Source organism: Ideonella azotifigens (assembly GCF_021043325.1).
GTDB classification, from domain to species: Bacteria; Pseudomonadota; Gammaproteobacteria; order Burkholderiales; family Burkholderiaceae_C; genus Ideonella; species Ideonella azotifigens.
In genome coordinates this window covers 1-14,849 of record NZ_JAJNKD010000013.1, presented here as the reverse complement: position 1 = coordinate 14,849, position 14,849 = coordinate 1, and the positions used below count along the sequence as shown (strand labels likewise).

Genomic DNA, 14,849 nt, shown 5'->3' with positions numbered 1-14,849 from the left:
CGCTGGGATCTTGAAACGTCCGGGTGGGCAGTCGCAGTACCGCGTGCATCTGGCGACCCAGAGCACGAGCCGCCGCGGCAGCCAGAACGCGCCGTGGGTGCTTTCGAACGCGAATCAACCGATGTCGATGTCGATGGCGGAACCGGCGGGCCGTGCGGCCATGCCGGGTCCGCTTTGCGACCGAGCAGTCTTCGAGAAAGCTGTTCGTGAAACGGCTCGGCATCACGCCAGATGACTACCGAGCCCGGTTTGGCGGTGGACGCAGCACGGCAGCCGGAACGCTGCCGGCTGGTCAGGGTGCGGCTGCGCGCGTTGCCTTCGCCAGAATGGGCACGAGCCCGAGCACGGGCGTGATCGCGAAGCACCACATGCTCAACTGGCTGTACAGGATGGCACCTGCCGCACAGCCCGCTGCGAACGCCGCCACGTTGGCGAGCATTTTCGACAGGCGAGTGCTTGCCTCCTGCCTTTTTTCACCCTCCAGTCCGCGAACCAGGTTCGCGATGTCGATCATGATTTGCGTCGTCGTACCGGTCATCAAGGTGGTTGGCGGGGCGCTGCCAAGGTGCACGCGCGAGGCAGCGTTCTGAATGGCCATCGCGGCAACGAAGGACATGCCGGCCACGATGGTGAGGACGTCATCTCCCTTCTGCTGCGGCCCCACGAAGATCGCCAGCGCGGCCCCGAACAGGAGCAGCAGCACCTGCAGTGACAGCATCGTGCGCAGCACCGGCAACCCGGCCCTGGCCACCGGGAAAGAGGCCAGGTGGGTCACGAGGATGACCGCGCAGAAGACGGGAAGCGCCAGCAATTTCGCCGTGGCCCCTGAGGTGCCGAGGACCAGGGCGGCGCCCAGCGTCACGAAGTTCCCGGTCACGTGCGCGGTGAACAGGCCCTGAAGGGCAAGAAAGCCCGCCGTGTCGATGTAGCCCGCTGTGAAGCTCATGAAGACAGGAACGCTCAGTTTCATTGGAAATTCCCTTGCCTTGTATCCAGGTTGAATCGAAGAGCGCCGCGCGCCATGGTACGGCCGCCGTCCACGCTCAAACGGCCCAGCATCCGCATCCAAACGCGCCCCAGAAGCCTTGTGCATCGCTCGTCGGCACATCGCGTCGGGCGGCGGCGGCATGGTCATGTCCGTGCACGCTGCAGCCGGCGCTGCAGCCGCACATGGATGCCATGCGAGCGGCACCCGGTTGCCCCAGCCTGCGCTGCTGATAGCCGCCGAATCGCTTCACTGGCGACCAGTCAGGCAGCACGGGGAGAGCGGGTGGGGCGAAGTCCGCAAAGTCGCCCTTGCCATGGACCACGCGGCCGCCCAGCAGGGTCATGACCGAGGAGAGTTGCGCGATGTCGCTCTCGGGCACCTGGAAGTAGTCTTCAGACAGCACGGCCATGTCCGCCAGCTCGCCCACGGCGATCCGGCCCTTCTTGCCCTGTTCGTTCGAGAACCAGGTGTTGGCCTCCGTCCAGAGGCGCAGTGCGTGCTCGCGATCGAGGCGGTTGTTCGGCGGATAGAGCTGCGCGCCGCCAACAGTCTTGCCGGTGACCAGCCAGGCGAGCGAAACCCAGGGGTTGTAGCTGGCCACGCGCGTGGCGTCGGTGCCGGCCCCAACCGGCACACCGGAGGCCAACATCTTCGAGATCGGGGGTGTCGCCTCGGCGCTCTTCTGGCCATAGCGGTCGATGTAGTACTCGCCCTGGTAGGCCATGCGATGCTGGACGGCGATGCCGCCGCCCAGGGCCGCGATGCGATCGATGTTCTTCTGCGTGATCGTTTCGGCGTGATCGAAGAACCAGTGCAGGCCGTCGAACGGAATCTCCCGGTTGACTTTCTCGAAGACGTTCAATGCGCGATCGATGGTCTCGTTGTAGGTTGCGTGCAGCCGCCAGGGGAAGCGGTTCTGCGCCAGCAGGCGGACGACGCGCTCCAGGTCGCCCTCCATGTTGGGGGGCATCTCGGGCCGGGGCTCGCGAAAGTCCTCGAAGTCGGCGGCGGAATACACCAGCATCTCGCCTGCGCCGTTCACCCGATAGGTGTCGTCGCCCTGTCCGGGCTTGACGCTCTTGGTCCAGCGCGAGAAGTCGTCGACCTCGCCGCCGGGCTTTTGCGTGAACAGGTTGTAGGCGATGCGAAGCGTCAGCTCACCGTCTGCATGGAGCTTCTCGATGATCTCGTAGTCATCGGGGTAGTTCTGGAACCCGCCGCCCGCGTCCACCACGCTGGTCACGCCCAGGCTGTTCAGCTCGCGCATGAAGTGGCGCGTGGAGTTCAATTGGTACTCCGGTGGCAGCTTGGGGCCCTTGGCCAGCGTCGCGTACAGGATGGTGGCGTTCGGGCGCGCCATCAGGAGGCCGGTGGGCTCGCCCGCCCCGTCGCGCACGATCTCGCCGCCCGGAGGGTTCGGCGTGTCGCGCGTGTAGCCCACCGCGCGCAACGCGGCCCGGTTGAGCAGGGCACGGTCGTACAGGTGAAGAATGAACACCGGCGTGTCCGGGGCCACCGCGTTGAGCTCGTCGATGGTTGGCAGCCGCTTCTCGGCAAACTGGTGCTCGGTGAAGCCGCCCACCACGCGCACCCATTGCGGCGCCGGCGTGTTCTGGGCCTGCCTGCGCAGCATCTCCATGGCATCGGCGAGGGAGGGCACGCCATCCCAGCGAAGCTCCATGTTGTAGTTCAGCCCGCCGCGGATCACGTGGATGTGGCTGTCGATCAGGCCGGGAATGGCGCGCCTGTTGCGAAGGTCGATCAGCTTGGTGACCGGGCCACGCGTCGCGAGGATGTCCTTGGCATCGCCGACGGCGCTGAAGCGGCCGTTCGTGATGGCGACGGCCTGCGGATTGGGATTGGTGCGATCCAGCGTGGTGAACCGACCGTTGGTCAGGATGAGGTCTGGGTGCACGACCGTGCCTTCCTTCGCGGATGCGGTGGCCGATGCCACCGGCCAGATCGCTGCACCACCAAGCGCCTGCAACACGTCGCGGCGGCGCGTCATGGCGCACTCCCTTCATGCGCGGCCGCGTGGCCCGGAGTGTCGACGTGCTTGATGAGGTGCGTCAGGCGCATGCTGCTTCTTCCTTGTGTCCGAATCACTGGAAGATAGGCGACGGGGCCTGGGGCAAACAGCCCCCGAATGGGCAACCTGAACTCGGCCTTTTGGAGATTGAACTTCGATGGCCTGACCCGATGGCTCGGCCGCGTGCTTACCGCGAGGAAGGCTTTGGAGTCTGATCGATTTGAGTCAGGCCTTGATCGCGGCCTGACCAATGCGCTGCTTGGGAGTGGATCGACTCATGTGACCCAACCGACATCGCGGCGCCAGAGATTGCCGGCGACTTGCTTGGATGCGTACTCCTCGTGCGAGGGGAGCGGGAGACCCCGGGCCCGCGACAAAACTTCGCTGACAGGCCCCAGACCTGCCTCCCTTCTCCACCTGTCGACTTGGCTCGGGTCTTCCAGTGCATTGAGCTCTGGCCCATCAGGTGTGAGATCGAACTGCGTACCGAAGCGCTGCGCTTTGCCTTCGAAGACACGAATTCGATCATCCAGGTAGGCAAACTGCCATCGTGGAACGAGCCCGATGCGGCTGGCTTCATCAATCAATGTGCGGCAGTGGCGCATGAAACCGGGTTCGGCAATCGAGTGCTGAAGCACCAGCCACGCTGCCTCTGCACCCTCCGGCCCCACCAAGGCCTCGCTCGGCCAACCGTGCTCCTCCATCAGCGCGCGTAGATCGGCCGCATTTGCGCGATGAACTGCCTCCATGCGCGGGTGGTAACCCTCGAGCAGCGTGCCCTCGGCTTGCAGCTCGGCACGGACCCGCTCGTCCCTGGAGGCCATGGCAAGCAGTTGATTCCTGAGGATATTGTTCACTTGGGTGGTGGACTTCGATGCAAACGAATTCAGCGGACAAGACATCGCGAGGCGGTTTCTCGGTCCGCTGCATGGACCTTGCCCCTGGATGCCGTGTCCCATGGCTGCTACGCGCTGGCTTGCTTTGATTGATGGGCCAGCCAATTTTCCTCCAACTGCATCGGGCCTGCGGCTCATCGAGGCCGTGATGCCGTACTCGGGCAGCACGCCCCGGAAGTCCTGGCTGGCGTGTTGTCTGCCGCGGTCACTGTGGAAGATCAGTCCCGCTTCGCCCAATCGCGTTGCGGCTGCCTTCAAACCGCGCGGCGATCGTCTGCCACAAAGCCGTCATACCTGCGTCATGCCACCGTCGGCGAACAGTTCGATGCCATTGACAAAGCTGCTGTCGTCAGAGGCAAGGAACACTGCCGCCTTGGCGATTTCGTCGGTCCTGCCGACGCGGCCCAACGGGATCGTCCGCGCCTGCATCTCGATGAAGCCTTCGAGTTGATCGCCCGTCAAGCCCAGCAGCTCATAGGCCGGCGTGGGCACCACGCCCGGGCTCAGCACGTTGACCCGAATGCCCGCATCTTTCAGGTCCAGCATCCAGCTTCGCGCCAGATTTCGCACCGCCGCCTTGCTGGCACTGTAGATGCTGAACCCAGGCGTGCCCTTGATGGAAGTCGTCGACGCATTCAGCACGATGGTGGCGCCCTTTGGCATGATCGGCATCGCCTTTTGCACGGTGAACACCAGGCCGCGCACATTGGTGTCAAAGATGCTGTCGAAGTGAGCTTCGGTGATCTGGCCCAGCGCCGCCACCTGACCGCCGCCCGCGTTGGCGAACAGCACATCAAGTCGGCCCTTTTCTTTCTGGATCGTGGCGAAAAGCTGATCGAGGTCCTGCAGGTTGGCAACGTCGCTGCGGACGCCCGTGACATTGCGACCGATGTCTGCGACTGCCGCATCAAGCTGCGCCTGCCGTCGGCCGGTAATGAAGACGTGGGCGCCTTCGGCGACAAAGCGCTTGGCGGTCGCCAGCCCGATGCCGCTGGTGCCGCCGGTCACGAGGGCGATCTTGTCGGTAAGTTTGTTGGTCATGGTGGAGTCCTTGCGTTGGCCTGAGATGCAACGCAGTTTGGGTGCGCATCCGAACCTGGCCAAGATCGCGGCGGGCACTTGTCCATTTCCGATCCGCTAATAATGGCCAGATGGACCAGATCACCGCCATGCGCGTCTTCGCCCGGGTGGTCGAGGCTGGCGCTTTCGCGCGCGCAGCAGACCAGTTGCAGATGCCCAAGCCCAGCGTGACCAAGCTCGTACAACAGTTGGAAACCCACCTGAAGGTGAAGCTGCTGCAGCGCACCACCCGGCGCGTGACCGTCACCCCCGAGGGGGCGGCCTACTACGAGCGCACGGCACGCGTGCTGAGGGACATTGACGAGATCGAATCCGATCTGAGGCAGGATCGGACCGATCCCAAGGGCTGCATCCGTGTCGACGTCGGATCGGTCGTTGCCAATCTGATCGTGATGCCGCGGCTGCCCGGCTTCTACCAGCGCTTTCCTCACGTCCAACTCGCGCTGGGCGTCAGTGACCGACCGGTGGACCTGGTGGGTGAAGCGGTCGATTGCGTGATCCGCGGCGGCGCGTTGACCGACCAGTCATTGGTGGCCCGTCGCATTGCGCGGATGGCCTTCACGACTGTCGCCTCGCCAGCCTATCTGAAGCGGCATGGCGTGCCGGAAAGCCCGCAGGAACTGTTGGACGGCAGGCATGCGATGGCCAGTTTTTTCTCGGCCGGCACCGGCCGGATCGTTCCGGCCCCATACGTACGCGGCGCAGAGCGCTTCGAGATCGCAGGCCAGGGCCCGATCTCCGTCAACGAAAGCACCGCGCACGTCAACGCTGCTTTGGCCGGTCTCGGTCTCGTGCAGACCTTCGGACCCATCGTGCAGCCGCACATCGAGAGTGGCGCCCTGGTCGAGGTGCTGGCTGAGTGGGCGCCTCCGCCCATGCCGTTCCATGTGGCTTATCGGCCCAACCGCCACCTGAGCGCCAAGCTGCGGGTCTTCGTCGACTGGGTCGTGGAAGTATTCGCACCCTACAACACCGCTCGCTGAGGCAGCGCAGGTCGCGCTGTGCCAGCGGTGAGGATCTGGTGCAGGGCTCTCCTCCGTCTTCTCAATCTGACGCTGGGCAATTCGATTTGGCAAACCCCCATCGACTTGCCGTGCAGGCTGGCTACGATGCCGCCAACACGGAGGTGCTTGCCATGTCAGCGGATAACCCATCCACAGCCATCGCTTCGGACTTGTCTCCAGCCGACGGGCCGCGGCGACGGCGCGTGCTGGGCGGCTTGGCCGCCGGCACAGTCGCAGCGGCCTTGCCGCAGCGACGCGCCCGCGCCGCGACCTTGCCGCGGGTGGCCATCATCGGTGGCGGCATGGCGGGCATTGCCTGTGCGTGGCTGCTGGACGGCGTGTGCGAGGTGCAGTTGTACGAGGCGCGGGACACGATTGGTGGGAACGTGCGGACCTTGTCGGTGCCGGTGGGCGGGCAGGTGCTGCCGGTGGACATGGGGGCGCAGTTCTTCCATCCGGGGCCATATCCAACCTACGTGCAGCTGCTGTCGCAGCTGGGGCTGTGGCCGGTGGACAGCGGGGAGTCGCACAGCTTCGTGGCGTCGATCACCTTGTCGTCGCCCGACGAGGCGACGCCGCGTTTTGTCTCACCGGTGCTGCCCGGGCGCGCGTGGCCGCTGCTGGCACCATGGAACCGCTCCGGCGTGCAGGCTTTCCAGACGGCGTTCAACGCGGCGCAGCGGCGCGAGCAGCGGGATGCGAGCTGGTCGCTGTCGATGGGCGACTGGCTGGCGTCGCTGAACCTCACGCCGGCGCAGGCCGAGACCATGATCCTGCCGTGGGCCGCGTCGCTGAACTCGGGTGACGTGAGCGAGACGGGTGGGCTTTCGGCGCGGGCGCTGATGGTGTTCGCTGCCGGCGCGTTGCCACCCGCGTTGACCGACCCGGTGCTGTATTACGTGCTCAAGCGCGGCATGATCGAGCCGCTGAACCGCATGGTGGCGCAGTTCGGCACGGTGCAGATGCACATCAGCGCAGCGGTCGAAGCGGTGTCACCGGCGCCGGGCGGCGGGTTCCGTGTGCAGCCGCAAGGCTTGCCCGCGGCGGACTTTGATGCGCTTGTCTTCGCCGCCTCCGGCCCGCCCACGCTGTCGTTGCTGGCCGGCCTGCCCGGTACCGCGGCGCAACGCAGCGCGCTGCAGGGCATTCCGTTCTACGACGCGACGCTGGCGCTGCACACCGACCCAGCCTTCGCACCGGCCGATGCACGGCACTGGTCCTTCCTGAACTGCAGCGCCGAGGGCAGCGCCTGCGAGGCCTCGATGTGGCTGGACCCGGTGATCGGCAGCAGCGGGCTGTGGAAGAGCTGGATCAGCCACCGCGCGCCGCCGCAACAGGTGCTGGCGACCGAGCAATACCGCCACATGCTGCCGACGGTGGGCGCGATCCAGTCGCAGAAGCTGCTGGCCGCCCAACAGGGCCGCGGCGGCATCTGGTTCGCCGGCGGCTACACGCAGCCCTTCGACTCGCAGGAGACGGCGCTGCTGTCGGCGATGGGCGTGGCGCAAGGTTTGTCGGGCGGCAGCGTGCGGCTGAGCCGCCTGCAGCGCTTGGCCCAGCGCTGAGCCTGCCTCAGCCGGCGGCCTTGCCGGTGCACGGCACGCGGCCGGTCACCGGGTACTGCGGGTCGGTGAAGCCGGGCGTGGACGGATGGCCGGGCGCCACCAGCGTGTCCACCAGGGCCTCGTCCTCGGCGGTGAACGGCGAGGCCAGCGCGGCGAGGTAGTCCTGCCATTGTTCGAGCGTGCGCGGGCCGGCGATCACCGAATGCACCTGTGCGTTGTTCAGCACCCAGTTGATCGCGAAGTGCGAGGCGCTGCTGCCATGTGCCTGCGCGTGGTCGTGGATGCGGCGCGACAGCGCGATGGACTCTGGCCGCAGCTCCGTCTGCAGCATGCGCCGGTCCGCGCGTGCGGCGCGGCTGCCGGCAGGCAGGACGTCCATGCTGGCGTATTTGCCGGTGAGGATGCCGCGCGCCAGCGGGCTGTAGGGCACGACGCCAATGCCGTAATGCGCGCAGGCCGGCAGCAGCTCGACCTCGGGCATGCGGTTCATCGCGTTGTACTGTGGCTGGCAGGCGACCGGGCGGTCGATGCCCAGCTCATCGCACACCCGCACCACTTCGGCCAGGCGCCACGCGCGGAAGTTCGACAGCCCGATGTGGCGGATCTTGCCCTGATGCACCAGGTCGGCCAGCGCGTGCACGGTCTCTTCCAGCGGCGTGCTGGCGTCGTCGCGGTGCAGGTAGTAAATGTCGATGCAATCGATGCCCAGCCGGCGCAGGCTTTGCTCGACGGCCAGCATCACGTACTTGCGCGACAGGTCCGGCCCGGCTGGTGCGGTGTTGCCCGCCGGGAAACCGACCTTGGTGGCGATGACCCAGCGGTCGCGGTCCGCCTTTACCGCGCGGCCGACGATCTCCTCGGACCGGCCTCCGGCGTACACGTCGGCCGTGTCGATGAAGTTGATGCCGGCTTCGCGTGCGCTGTCGATGATCTGCACCGCGGTGGCCTCATCGCTCTGGTCGCCGAACATCATCGCGCCCAGGCAGAGGGGCGAAACCTTCAGGCCGCTGCGGCCGAGTCGTCTGTATTGCATGGCGGTTTCCGTTGAGGTGGGAATGGTGCTGTGGGTCCGTGGTCAGCGCTGGGCTGCGGCGTCGGTCGCGGCAGCCGCGGTCTGCGCGAGCTCGGCCGACCAGCCGCCGCCCAGCGCGCGCACCAGTTGCACCGTGGCGCGGCGCTGGCGGGTGCCCAGGTCCAGCGCGCTGCGTTGCGCCTGCAGGTTGGCCGTTTGCGAGCTGACGACTTCCAGGTAGCTGGCCGCACCGGCGTTGTAGCGGTTGGTGGCCAGCGCCAGCGCGCGGGCGGTCGCCACGGTGGCCTCGCGCTCTGCCACGGCCGCTTCGCCGTAGCGGCCCAGCAAGGCGAGCTGGTCCTCGGTCTGCTGGAAGGCGGCCAGCACCACGCCGCGGTAGCGCTGCGCGGCTTCTTCCACGGCGGCGTTTGCCCGTGCGTTGTCGGCCTGGCGGCGCCCGCCGTCCAGCAGGTTGAACACCAGCGTCGGCCCCAGGGCCCAGAACAGGTTGGGCATCTCGATGAAGCGGCCCAGGTCCGAACTCTGGAAGCCGGCTTGCCCGCTGAGCTGGACCGCCGGGAAAAATGCGGCGCGTGCGGCACCGGCGCTGGCATTGGCGGCCAGCACGCGCTGCTGCGCGGCGAGCACATCAGGCCGGCGCTGCAGCAGCGTGGAGGGCTGCAGCAGCGGCACCTGGGGCAGCGTCATCGGCACCGGTTCGGCGGGCAGCGAGAAGCTCGACGCGCTGGCACCCACCAGCGCCGCAATCGCATGTTCCTGCACCGCCCGCTGCGCGCGCGACTGGCGCAGCTGCGAGCGCGTGGAGGCCAGCTGGCCTTCGGCACGTGCCAGGTCCAGCCCGGAGGCAATGCCGGCGTCATGCCGGCGGCCGATCAGCTCCGCGGCGCGCTGGTAGGCGGCTTCGGTTTCCTGCAGCAGGCGGGCTTCCTGGTCCAGGCCGCGCAGGGCGACCAGCGTGTCGGCCAGCTGGGCTTGCAGCGCGAGCCGGGCGGCGGCCAGGTCGGCCTGCGCGGCCCGCTCGTTGGCGCTGCCCGCGGCCACCTGCTGCTTCACGCGGCCCCACAGGTCCAGCTCGTACTGGAAGTCCAGGCCCAGCGTGGCGCTGTTGTATTCGTCGGGCGAGTTCGGGCCCAGCACGCGCAGCGGCCGGCGGTCCGACTGCCGGTTGCGCTGGACATTCAGCGACGTGCCCAGCGCGGGCGACTCGGCTGCGCGCAGCGCATCGGTGGCGGCACGGGCCTGCTGGTAGCGGGCGAGGGCACTGGCGAGGTCGGGGCTGTTCTGGAGCAATTGCTGCTCCAGCCCGTCCAGCGCCGGGTCGCCAAAGGCCTGCCACCAGCTGTCCCATTGCAGCGGCGGCATTTCTGTCCCCGCCACTGCGGGCGGCGCTTCCTTGAAGGCCGTTGCGCTGGGGATTTCAGGCAAGTGCATCAGCGGTGCCTGCGAACAAGCCGCCACACAGGCTGCGGACCAGATCGCGATGAAACCGCGCCGCATCACGCGCCCTTCTTCGGCTCGGCCAGCACACGCACCGTGTCGCCATCCTGGATGCCATCTGGCGGGCTGGCGATGACTCGGTCCGCCGCGGCCAGGCCACCCGCCGGCACACTCGCCAGTTCGACCACGCTGCCCAGGTCGCGTGCCACGTCCACCTGCTTGAGCTTGACGCGGTTGTCCTGGCCAACAGTGGCCACCTGCACGCCCGCCTTGCCGATGATCAGCGCGCCCGGCGGCACGCCGATGCCACCGGTGCCGGGTGCGTTGTCCAGGCTCACGCTGGCGAAGCCGCCGGGCAGCAGTTCGCCCTTGGCGTTGTCCACCGTGAGCTGCACCAGCATGGCGCCGGTGCTGCCGTTGATGGACTGGGCCAGCGAGGCGACGGTGGCCACGTAGCGCTGGCCGGGCCGCTCTGGCACCGTCAACACCGCTTGCGTGCCGGGGCGCAGCGCGGCGATCTGCCGCTGCGGCACGCTGACGTAGACGCGCAGCTTGCGCACGTCGGACACCACGAACAGCTCGCTGCCCGGCGCGCCGCCAACGCCGATCAGCGCGCCGATGTCGGTGTTGCGCGCGGTAACCACGCCGTCGAACGGCGCGACCAGCCGGGTGTAGCGCTGCAGCGCCTGCACGCGGTCGACGTTGGCCTGCATCGCATTCGCGGCGGACTGCTTGGCGGCCATGTCGCCGGCCCGCTCATCGGCCTCCTGGCGCGAGACGGAATCGGTCGCCAGCAGGGTCTGCCAGCGCTGCGCGGTGCTGGCGGCCAGGGCCGCATTGCTGCGCGCAGCGGCGAGTTCGGCCCTGGCCTGCATCAGCTGCTGGTCCAGGTCCGGCGTCTCGATTTCCGCCAACAGCTGGCCGGCCTTGACCGGGCCGCCAATGTCGACCTGCCAGTTCTTCAGGTAACCGCTGACACGCGCATAGATGGGCGCGCGGGCCCAGGCTTCGATGCGGGCGGGCAGTTCGAGCCTGGTCGAGGCAAGCGCGGCCGGCGAGATCAGCGTGACGGTGGGCACGGCGCTGGCGGTGATGCCTTCGCGCAGCTGTTCTGCCCGCGACTTGCGCGTCCACAGGCCGGTGGCGACCACCACGACGGCCAGCGCCACCGCGGTGAGGGAGACCAGCCGCAGGCGCGGGGAACGGGTGGTTTCAGTTCGCATGGGAGGGATGTCCGGAAGAAGGAAGAAGCGGGTCGGCGGCAGGGGCCGCGTGCCCATGCCGGCGATGCGCCAGGCTGAAGACGACGGGCACGAAGACCAGCGTGGCAAAGGTGGCGAAGACCAGCCCGCCAATCACCGCGCGGCCCAGCGGCGCGTTCTGCTCGCCGCCTTCGCCCAGGCCCAGCGCCATCGGCAGCATGCCGATGACCATCGCCAGCGCAGTCATCAGGACAGGGCGGAAGCGCACGAAGCCGGCTTCCAGCGCAGAGGCGGTCGCGTCTCCCAGCTCGGCCAGGCGTTCGCGCGCGAAGCTGATCACCAGCACGCTGTTGGCGGTGGCCACGCCCATGCACATGATGGCGCCGGTGAGGGCCGGGACCGACAGCGTGGTGTCGGTCGCGAACAGCATCCAGACGATGCCGGCGAGTGCCGCGGGCAGGGCAGACACGATCACTGCCGGGTCCAGCCAGGACTGGAAGTTCACGACGATCAGCAGGTAGATCAGCACGATGGCGCCGAGCAGGCCGAACAGCAGGCCGGAGAAGGCGCGGTCCATGGTGCGCACCTGGCCCAGCAACTGCACGTTGGAGCCCTTGGGCACGTCGGCCGCGGTCTCGGCGATCACGCGGCGAACGTCGGCGGCCACGGCACCGAGGTCGCGGTCCTGCGTGGTGGCGTGGATCTGCACCATGGTCTGGATGTCGTACTGGCTGACGATGGAACTGCCGGTGCCACGCTCAAAGCGCGCCAGGCCACCCAGCGTGGTGCTGCCGGTGCTGGCGCCATTGCCCACCGGCAGGTTGGCCAGCGCGGACAGCGAGTCCAGCTCGCGCTGCGGCGTCTGCATCACGATGGGGTAGCTCACGCCATTGACCGGGTTCAGCCAGTAGGTGGGCGCGACCTGGCTGCTGCCCGCGAGGTTGACCACCAGGCTGTTGGTCACGTCGCGTGTGCTCAGGCCCAGCAGCTGGGCCTGGGTGCGGTCCACCTCGACCTTGAACACCGGCGCCTTGTTGGACTGCTGGATGCGTGCGTCCGCCACGCCGGGAATGGCCTTCACGCGCTTGAGCAGCTGCTGCGCATAGGCGAAGTTGGCGTCCATGTCGCGGCCGCGGATCTGCAGGTCGATGGGTGCCGGCGAGCCGAAGTTCAGGATCTGGCTGACGATGTCGGCCGGTGGGAACGAGAAGGTGGTGTCCGGGAATTCCTTGGGCAGCACCTCGCGCAGCTTGCGCACATGGTCGGCCGTGGGCTGGTGGCCCTCGCGCAGGGCGATCTGGAAGTCGCCGTCATGCGAGCCGGAGGCGCCGGTGTTGTTGTAGGTCAGGTTGATGCTGCTGGGCGGCAGGCCGATGTTGTCGACCAGCGTGGTGATTTCTTCCGATGGGATCACGCGGCGGATCGCCTGCTCGATGCGCGCGAAGCGCACAGCTGTCTCCTCCACCCGCGTGCCCACCGGCACGCGGGCGTGCATCAGGATCTGGCCGGAGTCGACCTGCGGGAAGAAGTTGCTGCCGATGAAGGGCAGCAGCAGGAACGAGAGCGCGACCACCGCGACAAAGCCAATCAGGAACGGACGGCGGCGGGACAGCGCGAGTGCCAGCACGCCGCGGTAGCTTTCGCGCACGCGCTCGAAGCCAGTCTCGAAGCGGCGCTGGAAGCGCACCAGCGGGTTTCGCGAGGGCGGCAGGTCGCCATCGCGGCCGTGCAGGTCGGTGTGTGGCGCGTGCGGGCGCAGCAGGAAGTTCGCCATCGTCGGCACCAGCGTGCGCGACAGCAGGAACGAGAAGATCATCGCGAAGATCACCGCTTCGGCCATGGGCACGAACAGGAAGCGCGAGACACCGTCGAGGAAGAACATCGGGATGAACACGATGCAGATGCACAGCAGCGAGACGAAGGCGGGCGTGACGATCTGCTGCGCGCCGTCCAGGATGGCGGTCCGCACGTCCTTGCCCTGTTCCAGGTGCCAGTTGATGTTCTCGATGGTGACGGTCGCGTCGTCCACCAGGATGCCCACCGCCAGCGCCAGGCCGCCCAGCGTCATCAGGTTCAGCGTCTCGCCAATGGCCGACAGCGCGATGATGGCGCCCAGGATGGACAGCGGGATGGACACGGCGATGATCAGCGTCGAGCGCCAGCTGCCCAGGAACAGCAGGATCATCACGCTGGTCAGCGCCGCGGCAATCGCGCCTTCGGTCGCCACGCCCTTGACCGCGGCGCGCACGAAGATCGACTGGTCGTTGATGGGCACCACGTTCAGCGCTTCGGGCAGCGAGGGCTTGAGTTCGGCCAGCTTGGCGCGCACACCATCGACGATGGCCAGCGTCGACGCCGCGCCGTTTTTCAGCACCGACATCAGCACCGAGCGGCCACCGTCCACGTGCACGATGTTGGTCTGCGGCGCGTTGCCGTCGTGCACCTCGGCCACGTCGCTCAGGTAGATGGTGCTGCCGCCCACGACCTTCACCGGCAGCCGGCCCAGCTCGGCAATGACCGACGGCGCGCTGTTGAGCTGCAGCGTGTATTCCAGCTCGCCGATCTTCTGCGTACCGATGGGGGTGAGCACGTTCTGCGCGGCGAGCGCCGCCGCCACGTCCTGGGCCGACAGGCCGCGGGCCTGAAGTGCTGCAGGGTCGATGTCGATCTGCACCTGGCGCTGCTTGCCGCCGTAAGGCAGCGGAATCGCCGCGCCGGAGACCGTGACCAGCGGCGTGCGCACGGTGTTGAAGCCCAGGTCGAACAGCTGCTGCTCGCTCAGGCCCTTGCCCGACAGCGCCAGCTGCAGGATGGGCACGGTGGCGGCGTTGTAGTTCAGGATCAGCGGCGGCGTGATGCCGGCCGGCATCTGCCGCACGACGACCTGCGACACGGCCGTGACCTGCGCGTTGGCCACCGCCACGTTCACGCCGGGCTGGAAGAAGATCTTGACGACGCTGACGCCGGGGTAGGAGTTGGACTCGATGTGCTCGATGTCGTTGACCGTGGTGGTCAGGGTGCGCTGGAACAGCGTGGCGATGCGGCCGGCCATCTGGTCTGGCGGCAGGCCTGTGTATTGCCATGCCACCGCAATCACCGGCACGCGGATCTCGGGAAAGATGTCGGTCGGCGTGCGCAAGGCTGCCAGTGGCCCGACGATCAGCAGCAGCAGCGCCATCACCAGGAAGGTGTACGGGCGGCTGAGCGCGATGCGGACAGCTGCCATCAGCATGTTGTGGGCGCTCCGGAAATCAAGGGCATGGCAGGACTGCTTGGCAGCGTGGGGGGCTTGAACATGACGCCGCCGCCAGGCAAGCCAGGCGGCGGCACAGGGAGACTGGCGAAGACGCGCGGGCGGGCGCAGGTGTAACCAATTCTGCAGCAATGCGCCAACCCTGGCAGCAGCAGGCCCGCCTTGCCGCGAGCTTGTACCCGCACCGGGGCAGGCGCGACTTCATGAACAAGCTGTGCCAGGCGCCAGCCAGCCGCAGCTTGATGGATTGGCAAGCCGGGTTTGCCAATCAACACGCAAAAAAAAAGGTTCTTCGCCGATCTGAGTGAATCGCAGGGCGGGCACACGGTTGTCACTGCTACCTTGGTGGTACCAAGCATCAA

The 14,849-nt window shown here is 67.5% G+C and carries 10 protein-coding genes; 2 read left to right on the top strand and 8 right to left on the bottom strand.

Annotated features, from left to right (window positions below):
• Positions 1 to 292 precede the first annotated feature (292 nt).
• From LRH25_RS22855 to LRH25_RS22840, 4 genes are all read right to left on the bottom strand, one after another.
• Positions 293 to 970, bottom strand: a complete 678-nt coding sequence (locus tag LRH25_RS22855) for a DUF1275 family protein (RefSeq protein ID WP_141284336.1) — start codon at positions 968 to 970, stop codon at positions 293 to 295.
• A 73-nt stretch (positions 971 to 1,043) separates the two neighbouring features.
• The gene (locus tag LRH25_RS22850; RefSeq protein ID WP_141284334.1) at positions 1,044 to 2,996 is read right to left on the bottom strand and encodes an amidohydrolase; all 1,953 of its coding nucleotides are present in this window, start codon (positions 2,994 to 2,996) and stop codon (positions 1,044 to 1,046) included.
• A 296-nt stretch (positions 2,997 to 3,292) separates the two neighbouring features.
• Positions 3,293 to 3,919 carry a DUF6624 domain-containing protein gene (locus LRH25_RS22845; protein ID WP_310733296.1) on the bottom strand — a complete coding sequence of 209 codons (627 nt, stop codon included), beginning with the start codon at positions 3,917 to 3,919 and terminating at the stop codon, positions 3,293 to 3,295.
• Positions 3,920 to 4,201: 282 nt separating this feature from the next.
• Positions 4,202 to 4,954 carry an SDR family oxidoreductase gene (locus LRH25_RS22840; RefSeq protein WP_141284377.1) on the bottom strand — a complete coding sequence of 251 codons (753 nt, stop codon included), beginning with the start codon at positions 4,952 to 4,954 and terminating at the stop codon, positions 4,202 to 4,204.
• A 110-nt stretch (positions 4,955 to 5,064) separates the two neighbouring features.
• Here LRH25_RS22840 and LRH25_RS22835 point away from each other — a divergent pair, with 110 nt between their 5' ends.
• Together LRH25_RS22835 and LRH25_RS22830 are read left to right on the top strand one after the other, a co-directional pair.
• Positions 5,065 to 5,976, top strand: a complete 912-nt coding sequence (locus LRH25_RS22835; RefSeq protein WP_141284330.1) for a LysR family transcriptional regulator — start codon at positions 5,065 to 5,067, stop codon at positions 5,974 to 5,976.
• Between the two features lie 152 nt (positions 5,977 to 6,128).
• Positions 6,129 to 7,562 (top strand): FAD-dependent oxidoreductase, encoded by a 1,434-nt coding sequence (locus tag LRH25_RS22830; RefSeq protein WP_141284327.1) that lies wholly within the window; start codon positions 6,129 to 6,131, stop codon positions 7,560 to 7,562.
• Between the two features lie 7 nt (positions 7,563 to 7,569).
• Here LRH25_RS22830 and LRH25_RS22825 read toward each other — a convergent pair whose 3' ends face one another.
• Genes LRH25_RS22825 through LRH25_RS22810 form a run of 4 tightly spaced genes read right to left on the bottom strand, consistent with a single transcriptional unit; the run spans position 7,570 to position 14,463 of the window.
• Complete coding sequence (locus tag LRH25_RS22825; protein WP_141284325.1) at positions 7,570 to 8,595, bottom strand: aldo/keto reductase; 1,026 nt, start codon at positions 8,593 to 8,595, stop codon at positions 7,570 to 7,572.
• A gap of 42 nt (positions 8,596 to 8,637) precedes the next feature.
• Positions 8,638 to 10,092 carry an efflux transporter outer membrane subunit gene (locus LRH25_RS22820; protein WP_259374126.1) on the bottom strand — a complete coding sequence of 485 codons (1,455 nt, stop codon included), beginning with the start codon at positions 10,090 to 10,092 and terminating at the stop codon, positions 8,638 to 8,640.
• Positions 10,092 to 11,255, bottom strand: coding sequence for an efflux RND transporter periplasmic adaptor subunit (locus tag LRH25_RS22815; protein ID WP_231012332.1), 1,164 nt, complete (start codon positions 11,253 to 11,255; stop codon positions 10,092 to 10,094). Before LRH25_RS22815 ends, LRH25_RS22820 begins: the two co-directional genes overlap by 1 nt.
• Positions 11,245 to 14,463, bottom strand: coding sequence for an efflux RND transporter permease subunit (locus tag LRH25_RS22810; protein ID WP_211361537.1), 3,219 nt, complete (start codon positions 14,461 to 14,463; stop codon positions 11,245 to 11,247). The genes LRH25_RS22815 and LRH25_RS22810 overlap by 11 nt, the downstream gene beginning before the upstream one ends.
• Between the last annotated feature and the right edge of the window lie 386 nt (positions 14,464 to 14,849).

Coding starts and splice junctions, on each gene's coding strand:
- LRH25_RS22855 (WP_141284336.1), bottom strand. CDS start 970: ATGAAACTGAGCGTTCCTGTCTTCATGAGCTTCACAGCGGGCTACATC.
- LRH25_RS22850 (WP_141284334.1), bottom strand. CDS start 2,996: ATGACGCGCCGCCGCGACGTGTTGCAGGCGCTTGGTGGTGCAGCGATC.
- LRH25_RS22845 (WP_310733296.1), bottom strand. CDS start 3,919: ATGTCTTGTCCGCTGAATTCGTTTGCATCGAAGTCCACCACCCAAGTG.
- LRH25_RS22840 (WP_141284377.1), bottom strand. CDS start 4,954: ATGACCAACAAACTTACCGACAAGATCGCCCTCGTGACCGGCGGCACC.
- LRH25_RS22835 (WP_141284330.1), top strand. CDS start 5,065: ATGGACCAGATCACCGCCATGCGCGTCTTCGCCCGGGTGGTCGAGGCT.
- LRH25_RS22830 (WP_141284327.1), top strand. CDS start 6,129: ATGTCAGCGGATAACCCATCCACAGCCATCGCTTCGGACTTGTCTCCA.
- LRH25_RS22825 (WP_141284325.1), bottom strand. CDS start 8,595: ATGCAATACAGACGACTCGGCCGCAGCGGCCTGAAGGTTTCGCCCCTC.
- LRH25_RS22820 (WP_259374126.1), bottom strand. CDS start 10,092: ATGCGGCGCGGTTTCATCGCGATCTGGTCCGCAGCCTGTGTGGCGGCT.
- LRH25_RS22815 (WP_231012332.1), bottom strand. CDS start 11,255: ATGCGAACTGAAACCACCCGTTCCCCGCGCCTGCGGCTGGTCTCCCTC.